Source organism: Nocardioides glacieisoli (assembly GCF_004137245.1).
Lineage (GTDB): Bacteria > Actinomycetota > Actinomycetes > Propionibacteriales > Nocardioidaceae > Nocardioides > Nocardioides glacieisoli.
In genome coordinates this window covers 267,653-282,658 of record NZ_SDWS01000004.1, presented here as the reverse complement: position 1 = coordinate 282,658, position 15,006 = coordinate 267,653, and the positions used below count along the sequence as shown (strand labels likewise).

Below are 15,006 nucleotides of genomic sequence, written 5' to 3'. Positions count from 1 at the left end.
GTGGGTGGCGCACACCCCCCAGAAGTGGGTGGACGCGGCTGGTGCGGGTTGCCACACTCGGGAGCATGAGATCTCGGATCGTTGTGGCCGCCGGCTCCGTTCTCGCACTCGCGACGCTCGCCGCTGCGCCCGCTCAGGCGGAGTACTTCAGCACGTCGGACCCGGCCGATGCGAGCGGGTCGCTCACCGACATCCGCGCCGTGCGTGCCAAGCACGGCACCGCGAACGTGGTGGTGAAGGTGCGGTTCCAGGAGCTGATGCGCTCGAGCGCCGCCGGTCTGTCGATCTTCCTCGACACCGATCGTGGAGCCAAGGGAGCCGAGTACGTCCTCAGCACCGGCCTGAACGACGGCACCGACTATGTCCTCACCGAGGCCGCCGGATGGCGCGGCACCGTTGCCCGCGTCGAGTGCGACTACGAGGCCACGTACCGCTGGGGCGCCAGGGACTCGGTCCGCGTGCGCATCGGCCGCGAGTGCCTCGACGAGCCCGACTCGGTCAGGGTCGCGGTCAAGATGGTGGACCCCACCGACGGGTCCACCCGCGTGGTCGACTGGTCGCCGGAGCGTCGTCGCTGGAGCGAGCCGATCGAGCCCGGTCTGGGCGCCGACCCCGTCTAGCCCGCGGCGACCAGGCCGACGGCCACGCCGCAGAGCACCAGCCCGATGGCCTGCGAGGCGTGGATCCGCTCGCGCACGACCACGGCGGCCAGGGCGATCGTGATCGCGGGGTAGAGCGAGGTCACGACCGAGGCGACCGTGAGGAGTCCGGTCTGGGTGGCGAGCAGGAAGGCGACCACCGCGGCGGTCGCGAGGAGCCCGGCGACGACGCCCCACGCCTGCGAGCGCTCGTACGGCAGCCAGCGCCCGCCGAGGGCGGCAGCGGTGAGGGCGACGCAGACCATCGCCACCGCCTGCGAGAGGGCGAGCGGCGCGAAGCCCGCCTCCTCGGGCACCTGGCCCATGGCCGCGAAGAGCAAGCCGAAGCCGAGCCCTGCAAGGACCCCGTCGAGGATCCCTGCGGCCAGGTCGCCGGAGCCGCCCGGCTCACGGCTGACCAGCCAGATGCCGGGCACGGCCGCAGCGATGCCCAGCCACACGAGCAGCGCCGGCCGTTCGCCGGTCGCGACGCCGACGCAGACGGGCAGGAGCGCCGCGCCGACGGCGGAGATCGGTGCGACCACGCCCATCCGTCCGGCTGCGAGGCCGCGGTAGAGGAAGGCGCCACCCGCGCCGGTTCCGACGCCGGCGAGCGCGCCCCACAAGAGGTCGGAGCGGGTCGGCGAGCCGCCGACGGCGAGCGCGAGCACCACGGCCCCGGCGAAGGCGGCCGCGTTGCCGGTGAAGGCCACGGCCCATGCAGACGTACGACGCGACACCAGGCCGCCGACGAAGTCCGAGAGCCCGTAGGCGACAGCCGCCACGAGCGAGAGCACGACCACCATCAGGTGAGGACCACGCCCACGACCCAGGTGGCGACGGCAAGGAACGCCGCGACGAGCTCGACCAGGATCGAGACCCCGACTGCTCGCAGCGCCGCCTTCGTCGACGGCCAGGCGCCCGCCGCACCCACCCGCGCCCGCTCGGCGGCGTACACGCCAACGACGAAGCCGATGAACATCCCGACGACCGGGACGACGAAGAAGCCGACGAAGGCGAGGAGCGCCCCCGCGAGCAGCGTGCGGTTGGGCACGCCCGACGCCTTCAGCTGGCGGCCGGGCACGAGGTACTTCACGATCGTGCCGAGGACCAGGAACGTCGTGGCGAAGGCGAACACCAGCCATGCGGTCGCGGTGCCGATCTCGAGTGCCCAGACCAGGATCGCGCCGAGGACGAGGATGGTGCCGGGCAGCACCGGGACGATGATGCCGGCGATGCCGACAGCGATCGCGACGGCGGCGAGGAGCTCGGTGACGGTCACGGGGTCAGCCTCCCAGACGCAGGCGGGCATGGCGCCCGTCCGGGGACGCAGAACGGCCCCGGAGAGCGTGTCCGGGGCCGTTCTGGAAGTTCGGTGTGGTGCCGGGTGTCAGGCGTCGCTGCCCGCAGCCGGGGCGGCGGGGTCCAGCTTGTGCGTCTCGTCGTGCACGGTGGCAGCGACCTCGCGGAGCTTCTCGCCGTGCTCACGAGCGTGGTGCGCGCAGAAGAGCAGCTCGCCGCCGGTCTTGATCTCCACTCGGAGGTAGGCCTGGGCACCGCAGCGGTCGCAGCGGTCACCGGCCGTCAGGACGGCCTGGGAGGGTGCGGTGGCAGTGGTCACGTCAGCCTCATTTCTGTTCATCGGTGTCTGGCCCAACGTAGCCAGTGGGACAAAGATTCCCTGCTGCTGTTTCCGGATCGAGAACTCTTGGAGTCAATCACGTCACACCCCGCTCCGCTGGCGTTGTCCGCAACCGTGGACCAGACGTTGTCGAAGTGAGACCTGACCTGTGCCCCACGCTAGCCCCGCCCATGCGTCCCGGCAGGCAGGCGTGCCTCCGTCGGCGCACGGCGTGTCGCGGGTAGTGTCGGCGTGATCCACACCAGTGGTTCGAAGCACACGCACCGGCCGGATTTCACGCACGAACAGGACCCCTGTGGCAGCACCCGCGGACAACACCTACAACGCAGCACACCTCCTGGTCCTCGAGGGCCTCGACGCCGTACGCAAGCGACCGGGCATGTACATCGGGTCCACCGACACGCGCGGCCTCATGCACTGCCTGTGGGAGATCATCGACAACGGCGTGGACGAGGCCCTGGCGGGCGTCGCGCACCTCGTCGAGATCACGCTGCACGCCGACGGATCGGTCGAGGTGTACGACGACGGGCGCGGCATCCCGACCGACAAGGAGCCCAAGACGGGGCTGCCCGGTGTCGAGGTCGTGGCGACCAAGCTGCACGCCGGCGGCAAGTTCGGCGGCGGCTCCTACGTCGCGACGGGCGGCCTGCACGGCGTCGGCCTCTCCGTGGTCAACGCGCTGAGCTCCCGGATGGACATCGACGTCGACCGTTCCCCGTCGCAGCAGGGTCTGTCGTTCCAGCGCGGCGTGCCGGGAGTGTTCGACGGCGACGGCCCCGGCGCCTCCTTCACGCCCCAGTCCGGGCTGACCCGCAAGGGCAAGCGCGTGGCGAAGGGGAAGAGCGGCACCCGGATCCGGTTCTGGCCCGACCGCCAGGTCTTCACCAAGGACGCGCGCGTCGAGATGGAGCACCTCATCGGCCGCGCCCGCCAGACGTCGTACATCGTGCCGGGTCTCGAGCTGGTGATCCGTGACCAGCGCACGAGCGAGGTGGTCGAGGAGCGCTTCCGCCACGACGGCGGCATCGCGGAGTTCGTCGAGTTCCTCTCCCACGGCGAGCCCGTCACCGACATCCTGCGGCTGCAGGGCACTGACACGTTCACCGAGACCGTGCCGCTGCTCGACGACAAGGGGCACATGACGCCGCAGGAGATCGAGCGCGAGCTCACCGTCGACGTCGCCGTGCGGTGGGACACCGCCTACGACACCGAGGTGCGCTCCTTCGTCAACGTGATCGCCACGCCGAAGGGCGGCACCCACGTCAGCGGCTTCGACGCGGCGCTGACCAAGACCTTCAACGACGCGATGCGCGGCGCCAAGGTGCTCAAGGCCGCCGACACCGACGTGATCAAGGACGACGTGCTGGAGGGCCTCACCGCAGTCGTGACCGTGCGGCTCGCCGAGCCGCAGTTCGAGGGGCAGACCAAGGAGATCCTCGGCACGCCGGCCGCCCGCAGCGTCGTGCGCAAGGTGGTGGCCGCCGAGCTGAAGTCGTTCCTGACCTCCACCAAGCGCGCCGAGAAGGCCCAGGCCAAGGTGCTGATGGAGAAGGTCGCGGGGGCCTCCAAGACCCGGCTCGCGGCCCGGCAGCACAAGGAGAACCAGCGCCGCAAGACCGCGCTCGAGTCGTCGGCGCTGCCCGCCAAGCTCTTCGACTGCCGCAGCACCGACACCGAGCGCACCGAGCTCTTCATCGTCGAGGGTGACTCGGCGATGGGGACCGCCAAGGCGGCGCGCAGCAGCGAGTTCCAGGCGCTGCTGCCGATCCGCGGCAAGATCCTCAACGTCCAGAAGGCCACCGTCGGCGACATGCTCAAGAACACCGAGTGCGCCTCGATCATCCAGGTCGTCGGGGCCGGCTCGGGGCGTACGTTCGAGCTCGAGGCCGCGCGCTACGGCCGGATCATCCTCATGGCCGACGCCGACTCGGACGGCGCCCACATCCGCTGCCTGCTCGCGACCCTGTTCTTCAAGTACATGCCCGAGCTGGTGGCCGACGGGCGGCTCTACTCGGCCGTGCCGCCGCTCCACCGCATCGAGCTGTCCAACCCCAAGAAGGGCATGGACAAGTACATCTACACCTACTCCGACGGCGAGCTGCAGCGCCGGCTGGCGGAGCTGAAGAAGAAGAACGTCCGCTGGAAGGAGCCGATCCAGCGCTACAAGGGCCTCGGTGAGATGGATGCCGACCAGCTGGCCGAGACCACGATGGACCCGCGCCACCGCACGCTGCGCAAGCTGACGATCGACGACGTCGACGAGGCCAGCCGGGTCTTCGAGCTGCTGATGGGCTCCGACGTGGCGCCGCGCAAGGAGTTCATCGTCCAGGGCGCCTATGAGGTCGACGCGGACTCCATCGACGCGTAGGACGCGTGAAATGCACGCGCTCGCTGCGTTGTCGTCGTCGCGCGATCGCTTCGCTCCAAGATCGCGCTTCCTCCTCCGCCTTGCGATCACGCACGTTTGACGCGTCCTCCTGGAGGTCGACCGGACGTCAGCGTCGGGCGGACCCGACCGTGACAGTGGTTGTGGCGCGGTCTGCCTCTCAGTAGGTTTGTGGCCCGCGTCATAGCAGGTCGAGAGGGAGCACATGCCCGACGAGAAGTTCGACTACGTCGTCATCGGATCGGGCAGCGCCGGGGGCGTCGTCGCCGCGCGGCTGACCGAGGACCCGGACGTCTCCGTGCTCCTGCTGGAGGCCGGTCCGGCCGACGACGACGACAACATCCACATCCCGCTGGCGTTCTCGGCGCTCTTCAAGACCAAGTGGGACTGGAACTACGAGACGACGCCGCAGAAGCACCTCGACGGACGCCGGGCCTACTGGCCGCGGATGAAGGCCCTCGGCGGCTGTTCCTCGATGAACGCGATGATCTACATCCGCGGCAACCACGCCGACTACGACGAGTGGCGCGACGCCTACGGCGCGACCGGGTGGGGCTTCGACGACGTCCTGCCCTACTTCGTCAAGGCCGAGGGCAACACCCGCCTCGGGGGTCGCTTCCACGGCACCGACGGCCCGCTCCACGTGGAGGACCGGACCTACAACCACGAGCTCAGCACGTCGTTCATCGAGGCCGGCGTCGCGGCCGGGCTCAAGCGCAACGACGACTTCAACGGAGCCGAGCAGGAGGGGATCGGCCTCTACCAGGTGACGTGCAAGAAGGGCCGCCGCTGGTCCGTCGCCGACGCCTACATCCACCCGGCCGAGTGCCGCCCCAACCTCACGGTCCGCACCGAGGCCTTCGTCACGCGGATCGTCCTGGAGGGCACCCGGGCCGTCGGTGTCGCCTACACCCGCGGCGGCGAGCACCACGTCGTACGCGCGAACGCCGAGGTCGTCCTGAGCGGCGGCGCGATCAACAGCCCGCAGCTGCTGATGCTGTCGGGAATCGGTCCCGGATCCCACCTGCGCGACATGGGCATCGACGTCGCCGTCGAGTCCTCCGGCGTGGGCCAGAACCTGCAGGACCACCCCGTGGGCGGTGTTCTCAGCTACACCAAGGACACCACCGACGTCGCCGAGATGCTCGGGGTCGGCAACCTGATCAAGTGGAAGGCGACAGGCAAGGGGCCGCTGAGCTCCAACGTCGCGGAGACAGGAGCCTTCTACGCCTCCCGCGACGACCTCGAGCTCCCCGACATCCAGCTCCACGTCGCGCCCACCGGCTTCTACGACAACGGCATGCACGAGCCCGTACGCCGTGCCCTGACGACGGCGGTCACGCTGGTCAACGTGCAGAGCTCGGGCCACGTCAAGCTGCGCTCGGCCGACCCGACCTGGCATCCCGAGATCGACCCCGGCTACTTCGACGACCGCGCCGACCTCGAGGCGATGATCGGGGGCTTCCGCACCGCCCTCGAGATCCTCCGCCAGGGACCGATCGCGAAGTACGTCGACGAGCCCTGGATCCCGGCCTCCGCCGACCCCTCCGACGACGACATCATCGAGGGGATCGGCCGCCTCGGGCAGACGCTCTACCACCCGGTGGCGACCTGCGCGATGGGCACGGTCGAGGGCAGCGTCGTGGATCCCGAGCTCCGGGTCCACGGCGTCGAGGGCCTCCGGGTCGCCGACGCCTCCGTCATGCCTCGCGTCCCGCGCGGCAACACCAACGCCCCCACTGTCATGATCGGCGAGAAGTGCGCCGACCTCATCAAGGAGTCACGATGACCGCCACGCTCGACCCCACCGTCACGTCCGCCGAGACCTTCGACTCGCTCGACCCGGCCAACGGTGACGTGGTCGGCACACACCCCGTCATGGGCGCGGAGGAGGTCGACGCCGCCGTGGCCCGGGCGCGCGAGGCGGTGAACTGGTGGGGGAACCTGTCGTTCGACGAGCGCGCGGACTTCCTGCTCACCTGGCGTTCGGTCATCACCCGCCGCATCGCCCAGCTGGCCGACATCTCCCACCGCGAGACCGGGAAGCCCCACGGTGATGCGCAGCTCGAGATCGTCCTCGCCATCGACCACATCGCGTGGGCGGCCAAGAACGCCAAGAAGGTGCTCGGCCCCCGCAAGGTCTCGTCCGGCCTGCTGATGGCCAACCAGGCGGCCACCGTGGCGTACCACCCGCTCGGCGTGGTCGGCGTGATCGGCCCGTGGAACTACCCGGTCTTCACTCCGATGGGATCGATCGCGTACGCCCTCGCCGCCGGCAACGCCGTGGTGTTCAAGCCCAGCGAGTACACCCCCGGCGTCGGCCAGTGGCTGGCTGACTCCTTCCGCGAGGTGGTGCACGGCCGTGACGTCCTGCAGGTGGTGACCGGCCTCGGCGACACCGGCAACGCCCTGTGCCGGGCCAGGATCGACAAGCTCGCGTTCACCGGCTCCGGCCGCACCGGCAAGCTGGTCATGGCGGCCTGTGCCGAGAACCTCACCCCCGTCGTGATCGAGGCCGGCGGCAAGGACTCACTGATCGTCGACGAGGACGCAGACCTGTCCAAGGCGGCCGAGGCAGCCCTGTGGGGCGGGATGTCCAACGCCGGGCAGACCTGCATCGGCACCGAGCGCGTCTACGTCCACCAGAACGTCTTCGACGCCTTCATGACCGAGATCCTGGCGCAGGCCGACGGCCTGCGAGCCGGGTCCGACTCCGGTGCCAAGATCGGGCCGATCACGATGCCGTCGCAGCTGGGCGTCATCAAGAGCCACATCGACGACGCGATCGCCCGCGGGGCGAAGGTCGCGCTCGGCGGGTCCGACGCCGTGGGGGAGCGCTTCGTCCAGCCCACGATCCTGACCCACGTCCCCGAGGACTCCACGGAGATCACCGAGGAGACCTTCGGCCCGACGCTGGCGATCAATCCCGTCGCCAGCATGGATGAGGCCGTGCGCCTCACCAACGCGACCGAGTACGGCCTCGCCGGCGCGGTGTTCTCCAAGGCCAACGGCCTGTCGATCGCTCGGCGGATCCGCTCCGGGATGACGTCGGTCAACAGTGTCATCGCCTTCGCCGCGGTCCCGGGCCTGCCCTTCGGCGGCGTCGGGCAATCGGGCTTCGGCCGGATCCACGGTCCCGACGGCCTCCGCGAGTTCACGTACGCCAAGGCGATCACGCGGCAGAAGTTCGCACCGGTGATGAACCTGACGTCGTTCGCGCGCGACTCCGCCACGGACGGCAAGGTCGCCCAGCTCATCACGCTCCTGCACGGGGGCAAGCAGACCCTGCGGTGACCGAGTCGCCAGTGCCCACGCCCTAGGCTCGCCACCATGCGTGCGGACCTGGGTGAGCGGACGGCTGCGGCGCTGGTGTTCCTGTCGTCGGCAGCCGTGCTGGTGGTCGAGCTCACCGCGCTCCGCCTGCTCGCTCCGTACCTGGGGCTGACGCTCGAGACGAGCACCATGGTGATCGGCATCGCACTCGCCGCCATCGCGGCCGGATCGTGGGCCGGTGGGACCTACGCCGACCTCGTCGACCCGCGTCGCGTGCTCGCCCCGCTCCTCGGGGTGTCCGGGGCGGTGGTGGCCGTGACGCCGTTCGCGGTCCGCGGGGCGGGTGAGTCTGCGTCAGCCTCCGGTGGGGGCGCAGTGCTGCTCGTCGCTGCGGTGACGATCCTGGTTCCCGGAGCCCTGCTCTCGGCAGTGACACCGATGGTCACCAAGCTCCAGCTGCAGTCCCTCGACCGGACGGGCACGGTCGTGGGCCGGTTGTCGGGCATCGGCACCGTCGGGGCGATCGCCGGAACGGTCGTGACGGGCTTCGTCCTCGTCTCGCGCCTGCGGGTCAGCACGATCCTGTTGGCGCTCGGCCTGCTGCTCGTGATCGGCGCCGTCGTCATCGAGGTGCTGCTGCGTAGGCGCGTCGGCCGCGGGACCGGGACTGCGGCTGCGGTGGTGGTCGTCGGTGGCCTCGCGGCCGCGCTGGGCCCGGGCGGGTGCGATGCCGAGACGACGTACCACTGCGCGGAGGTCGTGGCCGATCCCGGTCGCGAGTCGGGTCGCACGCTCGTGCTCGACGGGTTGCGTCACTCCTACGTCGACCTCGAGGACCCCACACACCTCGAGTTCGCCTACGTGCGCGCCATCGCCTCGGTCAGCGACGTGGCGTTCGCGCCGGACGAGCCCCTGCGGGCGTACCACCTGGGTGGCGGTGGCTTGACGCTGCCGCGCTACCTGGCCGCCGTCCGGCCGGGCACGGACAGCGTGGTCTCGGAGATCGACGGCGGGGTGGTGCGGGTCGACCGGCAGCTCCTCGCGCTCGACGAGGCGGTGGCGGAGGTGCGCGTCGAGGACGGCCGCCTCGGGCTCGCGAGGCTCGAGGAGGCGAGCCGGGACCTCGTCGTCGGCGACGCCTTCGGCGGCGTCAGCGTGCCGTGGCACCTCACCACGCGGGAGGCGGTCGCCGGGATCGAGCGGGTGCTCGACGACGACGGCCTCTACGTGGCGAACCTGATCGACTACGGCGACCTGGCCTTCGCCCGCGCCGAGGTCGCCACGCTCCGCGAGGCGTTCGAGCACGTCGCGGTGCTCGGCGAACCGGTCGACCTCGGCGAGCCCGCCCCCGGACGCGGCGGGAACCTGGTGGCGCTCGCGGGCGACCGACCGGTCGACCTCGACGCCCTGCAGGAGCGGCTGTCCGAGCGCGGGACGGGGTGGACCGTGCTCACGGGCCCGGGCCTCGACAGCTGGGTCGGTGACGCCGAGGTGCTCACCGACGACCACGCACCGGTGGACCAGCTGCTGCAGCCCTACGTGAGCTGACGCGAGTCAGGCGTGCTGGGTCAGCAGCCCCGTGTCGACGTCGTAGAGGAACCCGCCGACCTGGGCGCGCTCGCCGATCAGCGGGTGCGTACGCACCTTGGCGACGTCCTGGCGCAGCTGGTCGAGCTGGTCGGTGACCACGTCGAAGGACTGCCAGCTGGCATCGACGCCGGCCGACTTGCCGACCTTGACGCGCAGGTCCGCCTCGGACGCCGACGCCATCGCGCACCGGGTGTGCGGGACGACCAGGATGCGCTGGACGTTGAGGAGGTGGACGCCGAGCACCAGCGCCTCGAGCGCCTGGGGCGTCACGCGACCACCGGGGTTGCGGAAGATCTTGGCGTCGCCGTGCTCGAGCCCGAGCATCCGCAGCGGGTCGATGCGCGAGTCCATGCACGTCACGAGCGCGATGCCGGCATGCGCCTTGCCGTCGAAGCCGCCGAGGTCGAAGTGCTCGGCGAAGTCCTTGTTGGCCGCGATCAGGTCGTCGAAGTCGTCCACGGATCGCAGGTTAGCGCTCGGGCGGGACTCCTCACGAGGGGCCTCGCACCGCGGACGCTCCGGTGGACCACACCACCGGGGCGCTCGAGCCGACGATCGCCGGGCCGTCGACCGGGAGCAGCACGGTGGCCCGGACACCGGGCGCGATCCGGTAGGGGCGGGCCTCCAGCACCGAGCCGAGGGTGCGGCGCAGTCGCGACACCTCCGCGCGGACCGTGACCAGGCGGGTCGGGTCGGCGAAGAGGTCCGCCGCCAGCTCGGCCGCGGTCCGTCCCTCCGGCGCTCGGACCAGCGCCAGCAGGATCTCGGCGTGCCGGGGGCTGGGCCGGTACTCCCAGGTGTGGCTCGTCGTCCGGACGCGCAGGACCGGCTGTCCGCAAAGGTCCAGCACGAGCTCGGTCGCCTGCGCCGTCTCGCCGCCGAGCCGCACCAGCCACCCACCCGGCAGCGGCTCGACGCTCACCGCTCCGAGGGTCGGCAGCCAGGTGCACGACGTGGAGAGGTCGGCAGGGAGCACCAGCCGCTCGGGTGCGCTGAAGCCGGTGGCGGCGGCGACGTGGCCGGCCGGATCGATGGCCAGCGCGCGTCCGCCGACCCGCGCGACCACGGGTGCGGCGTGGGCACGTAGCCGCTCCAGGGCGCGGGCGTGGTCGGCGCGCACCTCGGCGGCCGCGAGCCGGGCCGTGACGCCGACGAGGGCCAGCACCGAGCGCTGCACCGACTGTGCCGGACCGCTGATGTCGATCGCGCCCAGCGTCTCCCCGGTCCACGGGTCCAGGACGGGCGCCGCCGCACAGCTCCACCGCGTGTGCGACTCGACGTAGTGCTCCGGTCCGCGGATGTGGACGGGCTCGCCGACCACCAAGCAGGTGCCGATGGCGTTGGTGCCGACGTTGACCTCGGTCCACGCCGAGCCCGGCACGAAGCCGAGGGTGTCGGCGAGACGGCGTACGCCGGCGCGACCGCGCTGCCACAGCACGCGGCCGTCGACGTCGGTCAGGACCAGGAGCAGGCCGTCGTCGACGACGGGCTCCAGGGACGCGGTGATGCTGGGCATCAGGGGTGCCAGTGCGCTCGACGTGCGCCGGGTGGCGATCTCCGCCTCCGAGAGCGGGGCCACGGCCGGCTCGGCGCCGGGGGCGAGACCGCCGGCACGCACCCGGCGCCACGACGCGCTGATCTCGGGCCGGGCGGCCGCGTCGGGTCGTCCGGCGAGGGCCTGGTCGCGGGTGGGGCGAGCGGCTCGAGCGTCCGCGCCCATGTCGACTCCCGTCCGTTTGCAACCCCGTGCAACCCTTCCGCCGATCCTACTGGCGGGTGTGTCGTGGGTCACGTCGGAAGGAGACGCCATGACCCAGACCATCGATGCCCCCGCCACCCCCACCGCCGGCGACCCGAGCGAGGTCGCCACCGCCTGGCTCGACGCCTTCGAGGCCGCCCTCGAGGCCCGCGACGTGCCGGCGGCAGCCGGCATGTTCGCCACCGAGTCCTGGTGGCGCGACCTGGTGGCCTTCAGCTGGAACCTCACCACGGTGGAGGGGCGCGGGGGAGTCACCGACCTGCTCTCCGGCACCCTCGCTGGGACCGACCCGTCCGGCTTCGCCCTCGACGAGCCGGCGGACGAGGCCGACGGCGTCGTGACGGCGTGGTTCGTCTTCGAGACGGGGGTCGGGCGCGGACGCGGGTTGCTGCGCCTGGTCGAGGAGGAGGGCGAGCACCGCGCGTTCACCTTCCTCACCACGCTCTACGAGCTGAAGGGCCATGAGGAGCCGCGCAACGAGCACCGACCCCGCGGCGCTGAGCACGGCGCGGACAAGAGCCGGCAGACGTGGCTCGAGCGCCGGCAGCAGGAGGCGGAGAGTCTCGGCACCACGACCCAGCCCTACGTCCTGGTGATCGGGGGCGGCCAGGGCGGCATCGCCCTCGGCGCGCGACTGCGCCAGCTCGGCGTACCGAGCCTGGTGATCGACAAGCACCCGCGGCCCGGCGACCAGTGGCGCAACCGCTACAAGTCGCTGTGCCTGCACGACCCGGTCTGGTACGACCACCTGCCCTACCTGAAGTTCCCCGACAACTGGCCGGTCTTCGCACCCAAGGACAAGGTCGGTGACTGGCTCGAGGCGTACACGAAGGTGATGGAGGTGCCGTACTGGTCGAGCACGACCGCCACCAGTGCGTCCTACAGCGAGGAGACGGAGGAGTGGACCGTCGAGGTCGAGCGCGAGGGCAAGCCGTTGACGCTGCGTCCGACCCACCTGGTCTTCGCGACGGGCATGTCCGGCAAGCCCAACGTCCCCGACGTCCCCGGCCTCGACGTCTTCCGCGGCGACACCCACCACTCGTCGGCCCACCCCGGCCCGGACGCCTACACCGGGCAGAAGGTCGTGGTGATCGGCAGCAACAACTCCGCCTTCGACATCTGTGGCGCGCTGTGGGAGAACGACGTCGACGTGACGATGGTCCAGCGCAGCTCGACGCACATCGTCAAGAGCGACAGCCTGATGGACATCGGGCTGGGCGATCTCTACTCCGAGCGCGCCGTGGCGGCCGGGGTGACCACCGAGAAGGCGGACCTGATCTTCGCCTCCTTGCCCTACCGGATCCTGCACACGTTCCAGATCCCGGCCTACGAGGCGATGGCGGAGCGCGACAAGGACTTCTACGAGCGGCTCGAGGCGTCCGGCTTCGACCACGACTGGGGTGACGACGGCTCGGGGCTGTTCATGAAGTACCTCCGGCGCGGCTCGGGCTACTACATCGACGTCGGCGCCGCCGAGCTGGTGGCGAACGGCGACGTGAAGCTGGTCAAGGGTCAGATCGACCACCTCACCGAGGACGCGGTGGTGCTGGCCGACGGCACGGAGCTGCCCGCCGACGTGGTCGTCTTCGCCACCGGCTACGGCTCGATGAACGGGTGGGTGGCCGACCTCGTCGACCAGGAGACCGCCGACCGGCTGGGCAAGGTGTGGGGCCTGGGTTCCGACACCACCAAGGACCCCGGTCCCTGGGAGGGCGAGCAGCGCAACATGTGGAAGCCCACGCAGGTGGACCACCTGTGGATGCACGGCGGCAACCTGCACCAGTCGCGCCACTACTCGCTCTACCTCGCGCTACAGCTCAAGGCGCGGTTCGAGGGGATCGAGACACCGGTCCATGGCCTCCAGGAGGTCCATCACACCTCGTGAGCACCCGGCGCGACCGGCCGGGCGGTGCCCGCGGGGTCAGTGGGTCGAGATGACCTCGCGGGTGCTGACCCGGTCGACGCGCACGCCGCGGAACAGCACGAGCGCCAGCACCGCGGCGACCACTGCGCAGCCCGCGGCCCCCCAGAAGACCGCGTGCTCCTGGGCGATGCCCGCGACGCGCAGCAGGTCGGAGAACTCCTTGCACCTGCTCCTGCCGTCGCACACCTCCTGGACGGGAGGGACGACCTTCTGCTCGGCGTAGTAGCGCCGGAGCCCGATCGTGGTGAGTGCCGAGATGCCGATGAGCATCCCGACCATCCGCGAGACGACGACGAAGGCGGTGGCGACGCCGTGCACGTCGTCGTCGGTGAAGGCGAGCAGGGCGGCGTTGACCGGCGCCAGGGCGAGGCCGAAGCCCAGCCCGCCGACGACGAGCGCGACGTTGGCGATCGGCTCCTCGAGCGTGGTCAGCCCCCAGCGGGTCATCAGCACGAAACCGGCCGCTGCCATCAGCATCCCGACCGCGGTGACGACGCCGGGGGAGAGGAAGCGGATCAGGTACCCGCCCGCCACCGCACCGACCGGCAGGGCGAGCAGGAAGCGCACGAGCACGAGCGCCGCCGGGAGCTGGTCGTCGGGGTAGACCGTCGTCCGCGCGAACAGCGGGATGTCGATCAGCGCCGCGATGAGCGCGGCGCCGACGAAGAAGCTGACGAGCAGCGCCCCCCACGCCGGCGTACGACGCAGGGCGCCCCGCGGCACGAGCGGGTTGGCCGCGCGACGGACGTGCCAGGCGAAGGCCGCGGCGGCGACGACGGCGCCGAGGAGGTACCACCGGCCGCGGGGCGAGAACACCTCGATCTTGGGATCGGCGGTGGCGAAGGCGAGGATCACGCCGCCGAGCGCCAGGGCGAGGAGCAGGGCGCCGACGAGGTCGGCCTCGACCAGCACCCGCACCCAGCCCCGGAGGTCGAGCAGCGGACGCGGGGCGAACCAGCACCAGGCGAGGAGCAGCACGAGCACCGCGACCGTGATCGTGCCGATCGGCGTCAGCCATCGGCCGTCGCCGGCGTAGGGGATGAAGAGCTGGCCCCAGGTCAGGTCGCGCATGAGGCCTGAGGGCCGCAGGAAGACGATGGCGCCCGCGGCGAAGGTGGCGAGGAGCAGGAGCACGCCGACGAGGTCGGGGACGCGTGGTCTCGAGGCTCGTTGTTCTGGCTCCTCACCCGTCGAAGCGGAGGCACGGGGTGCGAGGGCGCGGATCGCCGCGGCGAGGACCAGCCCGACGGCGAGGTTGATCGCGAAGATCGCCCGCCAGTCCGACACGGCGAGGACCGCGGCGCCGAAGAGCGGGCCGAGCACGGAGCCGATCTCCTGCACGGCGGAGACCACGCCGAGCGGGATGCCGCGGCGATCGACCGGGTAGAGGTCGGCGACGAGCGCGAGGGTCGCGGGCACCAGCCCGCCACCCCCGACGCCCTGCAGGAAGCGGCCGCCGACGATGCTGGGCATGTCGTAGGCGAGCGTGGTGATGAGGGAGCCGAGCGCGAACAGCACGAGCGACATCACGAGCACCGGCACCCGCCCACGCAGGTCGGCGATCCGCCCGATCAGCGGCAGCATCGCGACGTAGCCGAGCAGGAAGCCGCTGACGATCGGGGCGGCGCGCTGGAGCTGGTCGATCGGCACCCCGACGCCGGTCATCATGTCGGGCAATGCCAGCACCACGACGTAGGTGTCGGCAGCGGCGAACGCGACGGCGACGGCCGCCATCGCGAGGAGGACGCGCGAGGCGCGCGAGACCTCGACCTGCCCAGCGACGTCGCTCACGCC

The 15,006-nt window shown here is 71.3% G+C and carries 12 protein-coding genes; 6 read left to right on the top strand and 6 right to left on the bottom strand.

The window, feature by feature from the left end; all coding sequences use genetic code 11:
* Positions 1 to 65: 65 nt before the first annotated feature.
* A complete protein-coding gene (locus EUA06_RS11150; RefSeq protein ID WP_129475535.1) occupies positions 66 to 620 on the top strand; it encodes a hypothetical protein in 555 nt (184 codons plus the stop codon).
* On the opposite strand, the gene EUA06_RS11145 is transcribed toward EUA06_RS11150, so the two are convergent.
* The 3 genes from EUA06_RS11145 to EUA06_RS11135 form a co-directional block, all read right to left on the bottom strand.
* On the bottom strand, positions 617 to 1,444 hold the full coding sequence (locus EUA06_RS11145) for a DMT family transporter (protein WP_129475533.1): 828 nt from the start codon (positions 1,442 to 1,444) through the stop codon (positions 617 to 619). The genes EUA06_RS11150 and EUA06_RS11145 overlap by 4 nt on opposite strands.
* A complete protein-coding gene (locus EUA06_RS11140) occupies positions 1,444 to 1,920 on the bottom strand; it encodes a DUF456 domain-containing protein (protein WP_242498093.1) in 477 nt (158 codons plus the stop codon). Before EUA06_RS11140 ends, EUA06_RS11145 begins: the two co-directional genes overlap by 1 nt.
* A 108-nt stretch (positions 1,921 to 2,028) precedes the next feature.
* Entirely contained in the window at positions 2,029 to 2,280 is a 252-nt protein-coding gene (locus EUA06_RS11135) for a DUF7455 domain-containing protein (RefSeq protein WP_207208310.1), read from the bottom strand.
* 295 nt (positions 2,281 to 2,575) lie between these two features.
* On the opposite strand from EUA06_RS11135, the gene EUA06_RS11130 reads away from it, so the two are divergent.
* From EUA06_RS11130 to EUA06_RS11115, 4 genes are all read left to right on the top strand, one after another.
* Positions 2,576 to 4,648, top strand: a complete 2,073-nt coding sequence (locus tag EUA06_RS11130) for a DNA gyrase/topoisomerase IV subunit B (protein ID WP_479724671.1) — start codon at positions 2,576 to 2,578, stop codon at positions 4,646 to 4,648.
* Positions 4,649 to 4,871: 223 nt separating this feature from the next.
* Entirely contained in the window at positions 4,872 to 6,455 is a 1,584-nt protein-coding gene (locus EUA06_RS11125) for a GMC family oxidoreductase (protein ID WP_129475528.1), read from the top strand.
* On the top strand, positions 6,452 to 7,960 hold the full coding sequence (locus tag EUA06_RS11120) for an aldehyde dehydrogenase family protein (RefSeq protein WP_129475526.1): 1,509 nt from the start codon (positions 6,452 to 6,454) through the stop codon (positions 7,958 to 7,960). Before EUA06_RS11125 ends, EUA06_RS11120 begins: the two co-directional genes overlap by 4 nt.
* A 36-nt stretch (positions 7,961 to 7,996) precedes the next feature.
* Positions 7,997 to 9,487 carry a fused MFS/spermidine synthase gene (locus EUA06_RS11115; RefSeq protein ID WP_129475524.1) on the top strand — a complete coding sequence of 497 codons (1,491 nt, stop codon included), beginning with the start codon at positions 7,997 to 7,999 and terminating at the stop codon, positions 9,485 to 9,487.
* A 6-nt stretch (positions 9,488 to 9,493) separates the two neighbouring features.
* Here EUA06_RS11115 and EUA06_RS11110 read toward each other — a convergent pair whose 3' ends face one another.
* A complete protein-coding gene (locus tag EUA06_RS11110) occupies positions 9,494 to 9,988 on the bottom strand; it encodes a beta-class carbonic anhydrase (protein ID WP_129475522.1) in 495 nt (164 codons plus the stop codon).
* Positions 9,989 to 10,019: 31 nt separating this feature from the next.
* The gene (locus EUA06_RS11105) at positions 10,020 to 11,249 is read right to left on the bottom strand and encodes a GAF domain-containing protein (protein WP_165354350.1); all 1,230 of its coding nucleotides are present in this window, start codon (positions 11,247 to 11,249) and stop codon (positions 10,020 to 10,022) included.
* A gap of 88 nt (positions 11,250 to 11,337) precedes the next feature.
* Between EUA06_RS11105 and EUA06_RS11100 the strand changes: the two genes are divergently transcribed.
* Positions 11,338 to 13,173, top strand: a complete 1,836-nt coding sequence (locus tag EUA06_RS11100) for an NAD(P)-binding domain-containing protein (RefSeq protein WP_129475519.1) — start codon at positions 11,338 to 11,340, stop codon at positions 13,171 to 13,173.
* A 36-nt stretch (positions 13,174 to 13,209) separates the two neighbouring features.
* Here EUA06_RS11100 and EUA06_RS11095 read toward each other — a convergent pair whose 3' ends face one another.
* Positions 13,210 to 15,003, bottom strand: a complete 1,794-nt coding sequence (locus EUA06_RS11095) for an MFS transporter (protein ID WP_340640790.1) — start codon at positions 15,001 to 15,003, stop codon at positions 13,210 to 13,212.
* Positions 15,004 to 15,006 lie beyond the last annotated feature (3 nt).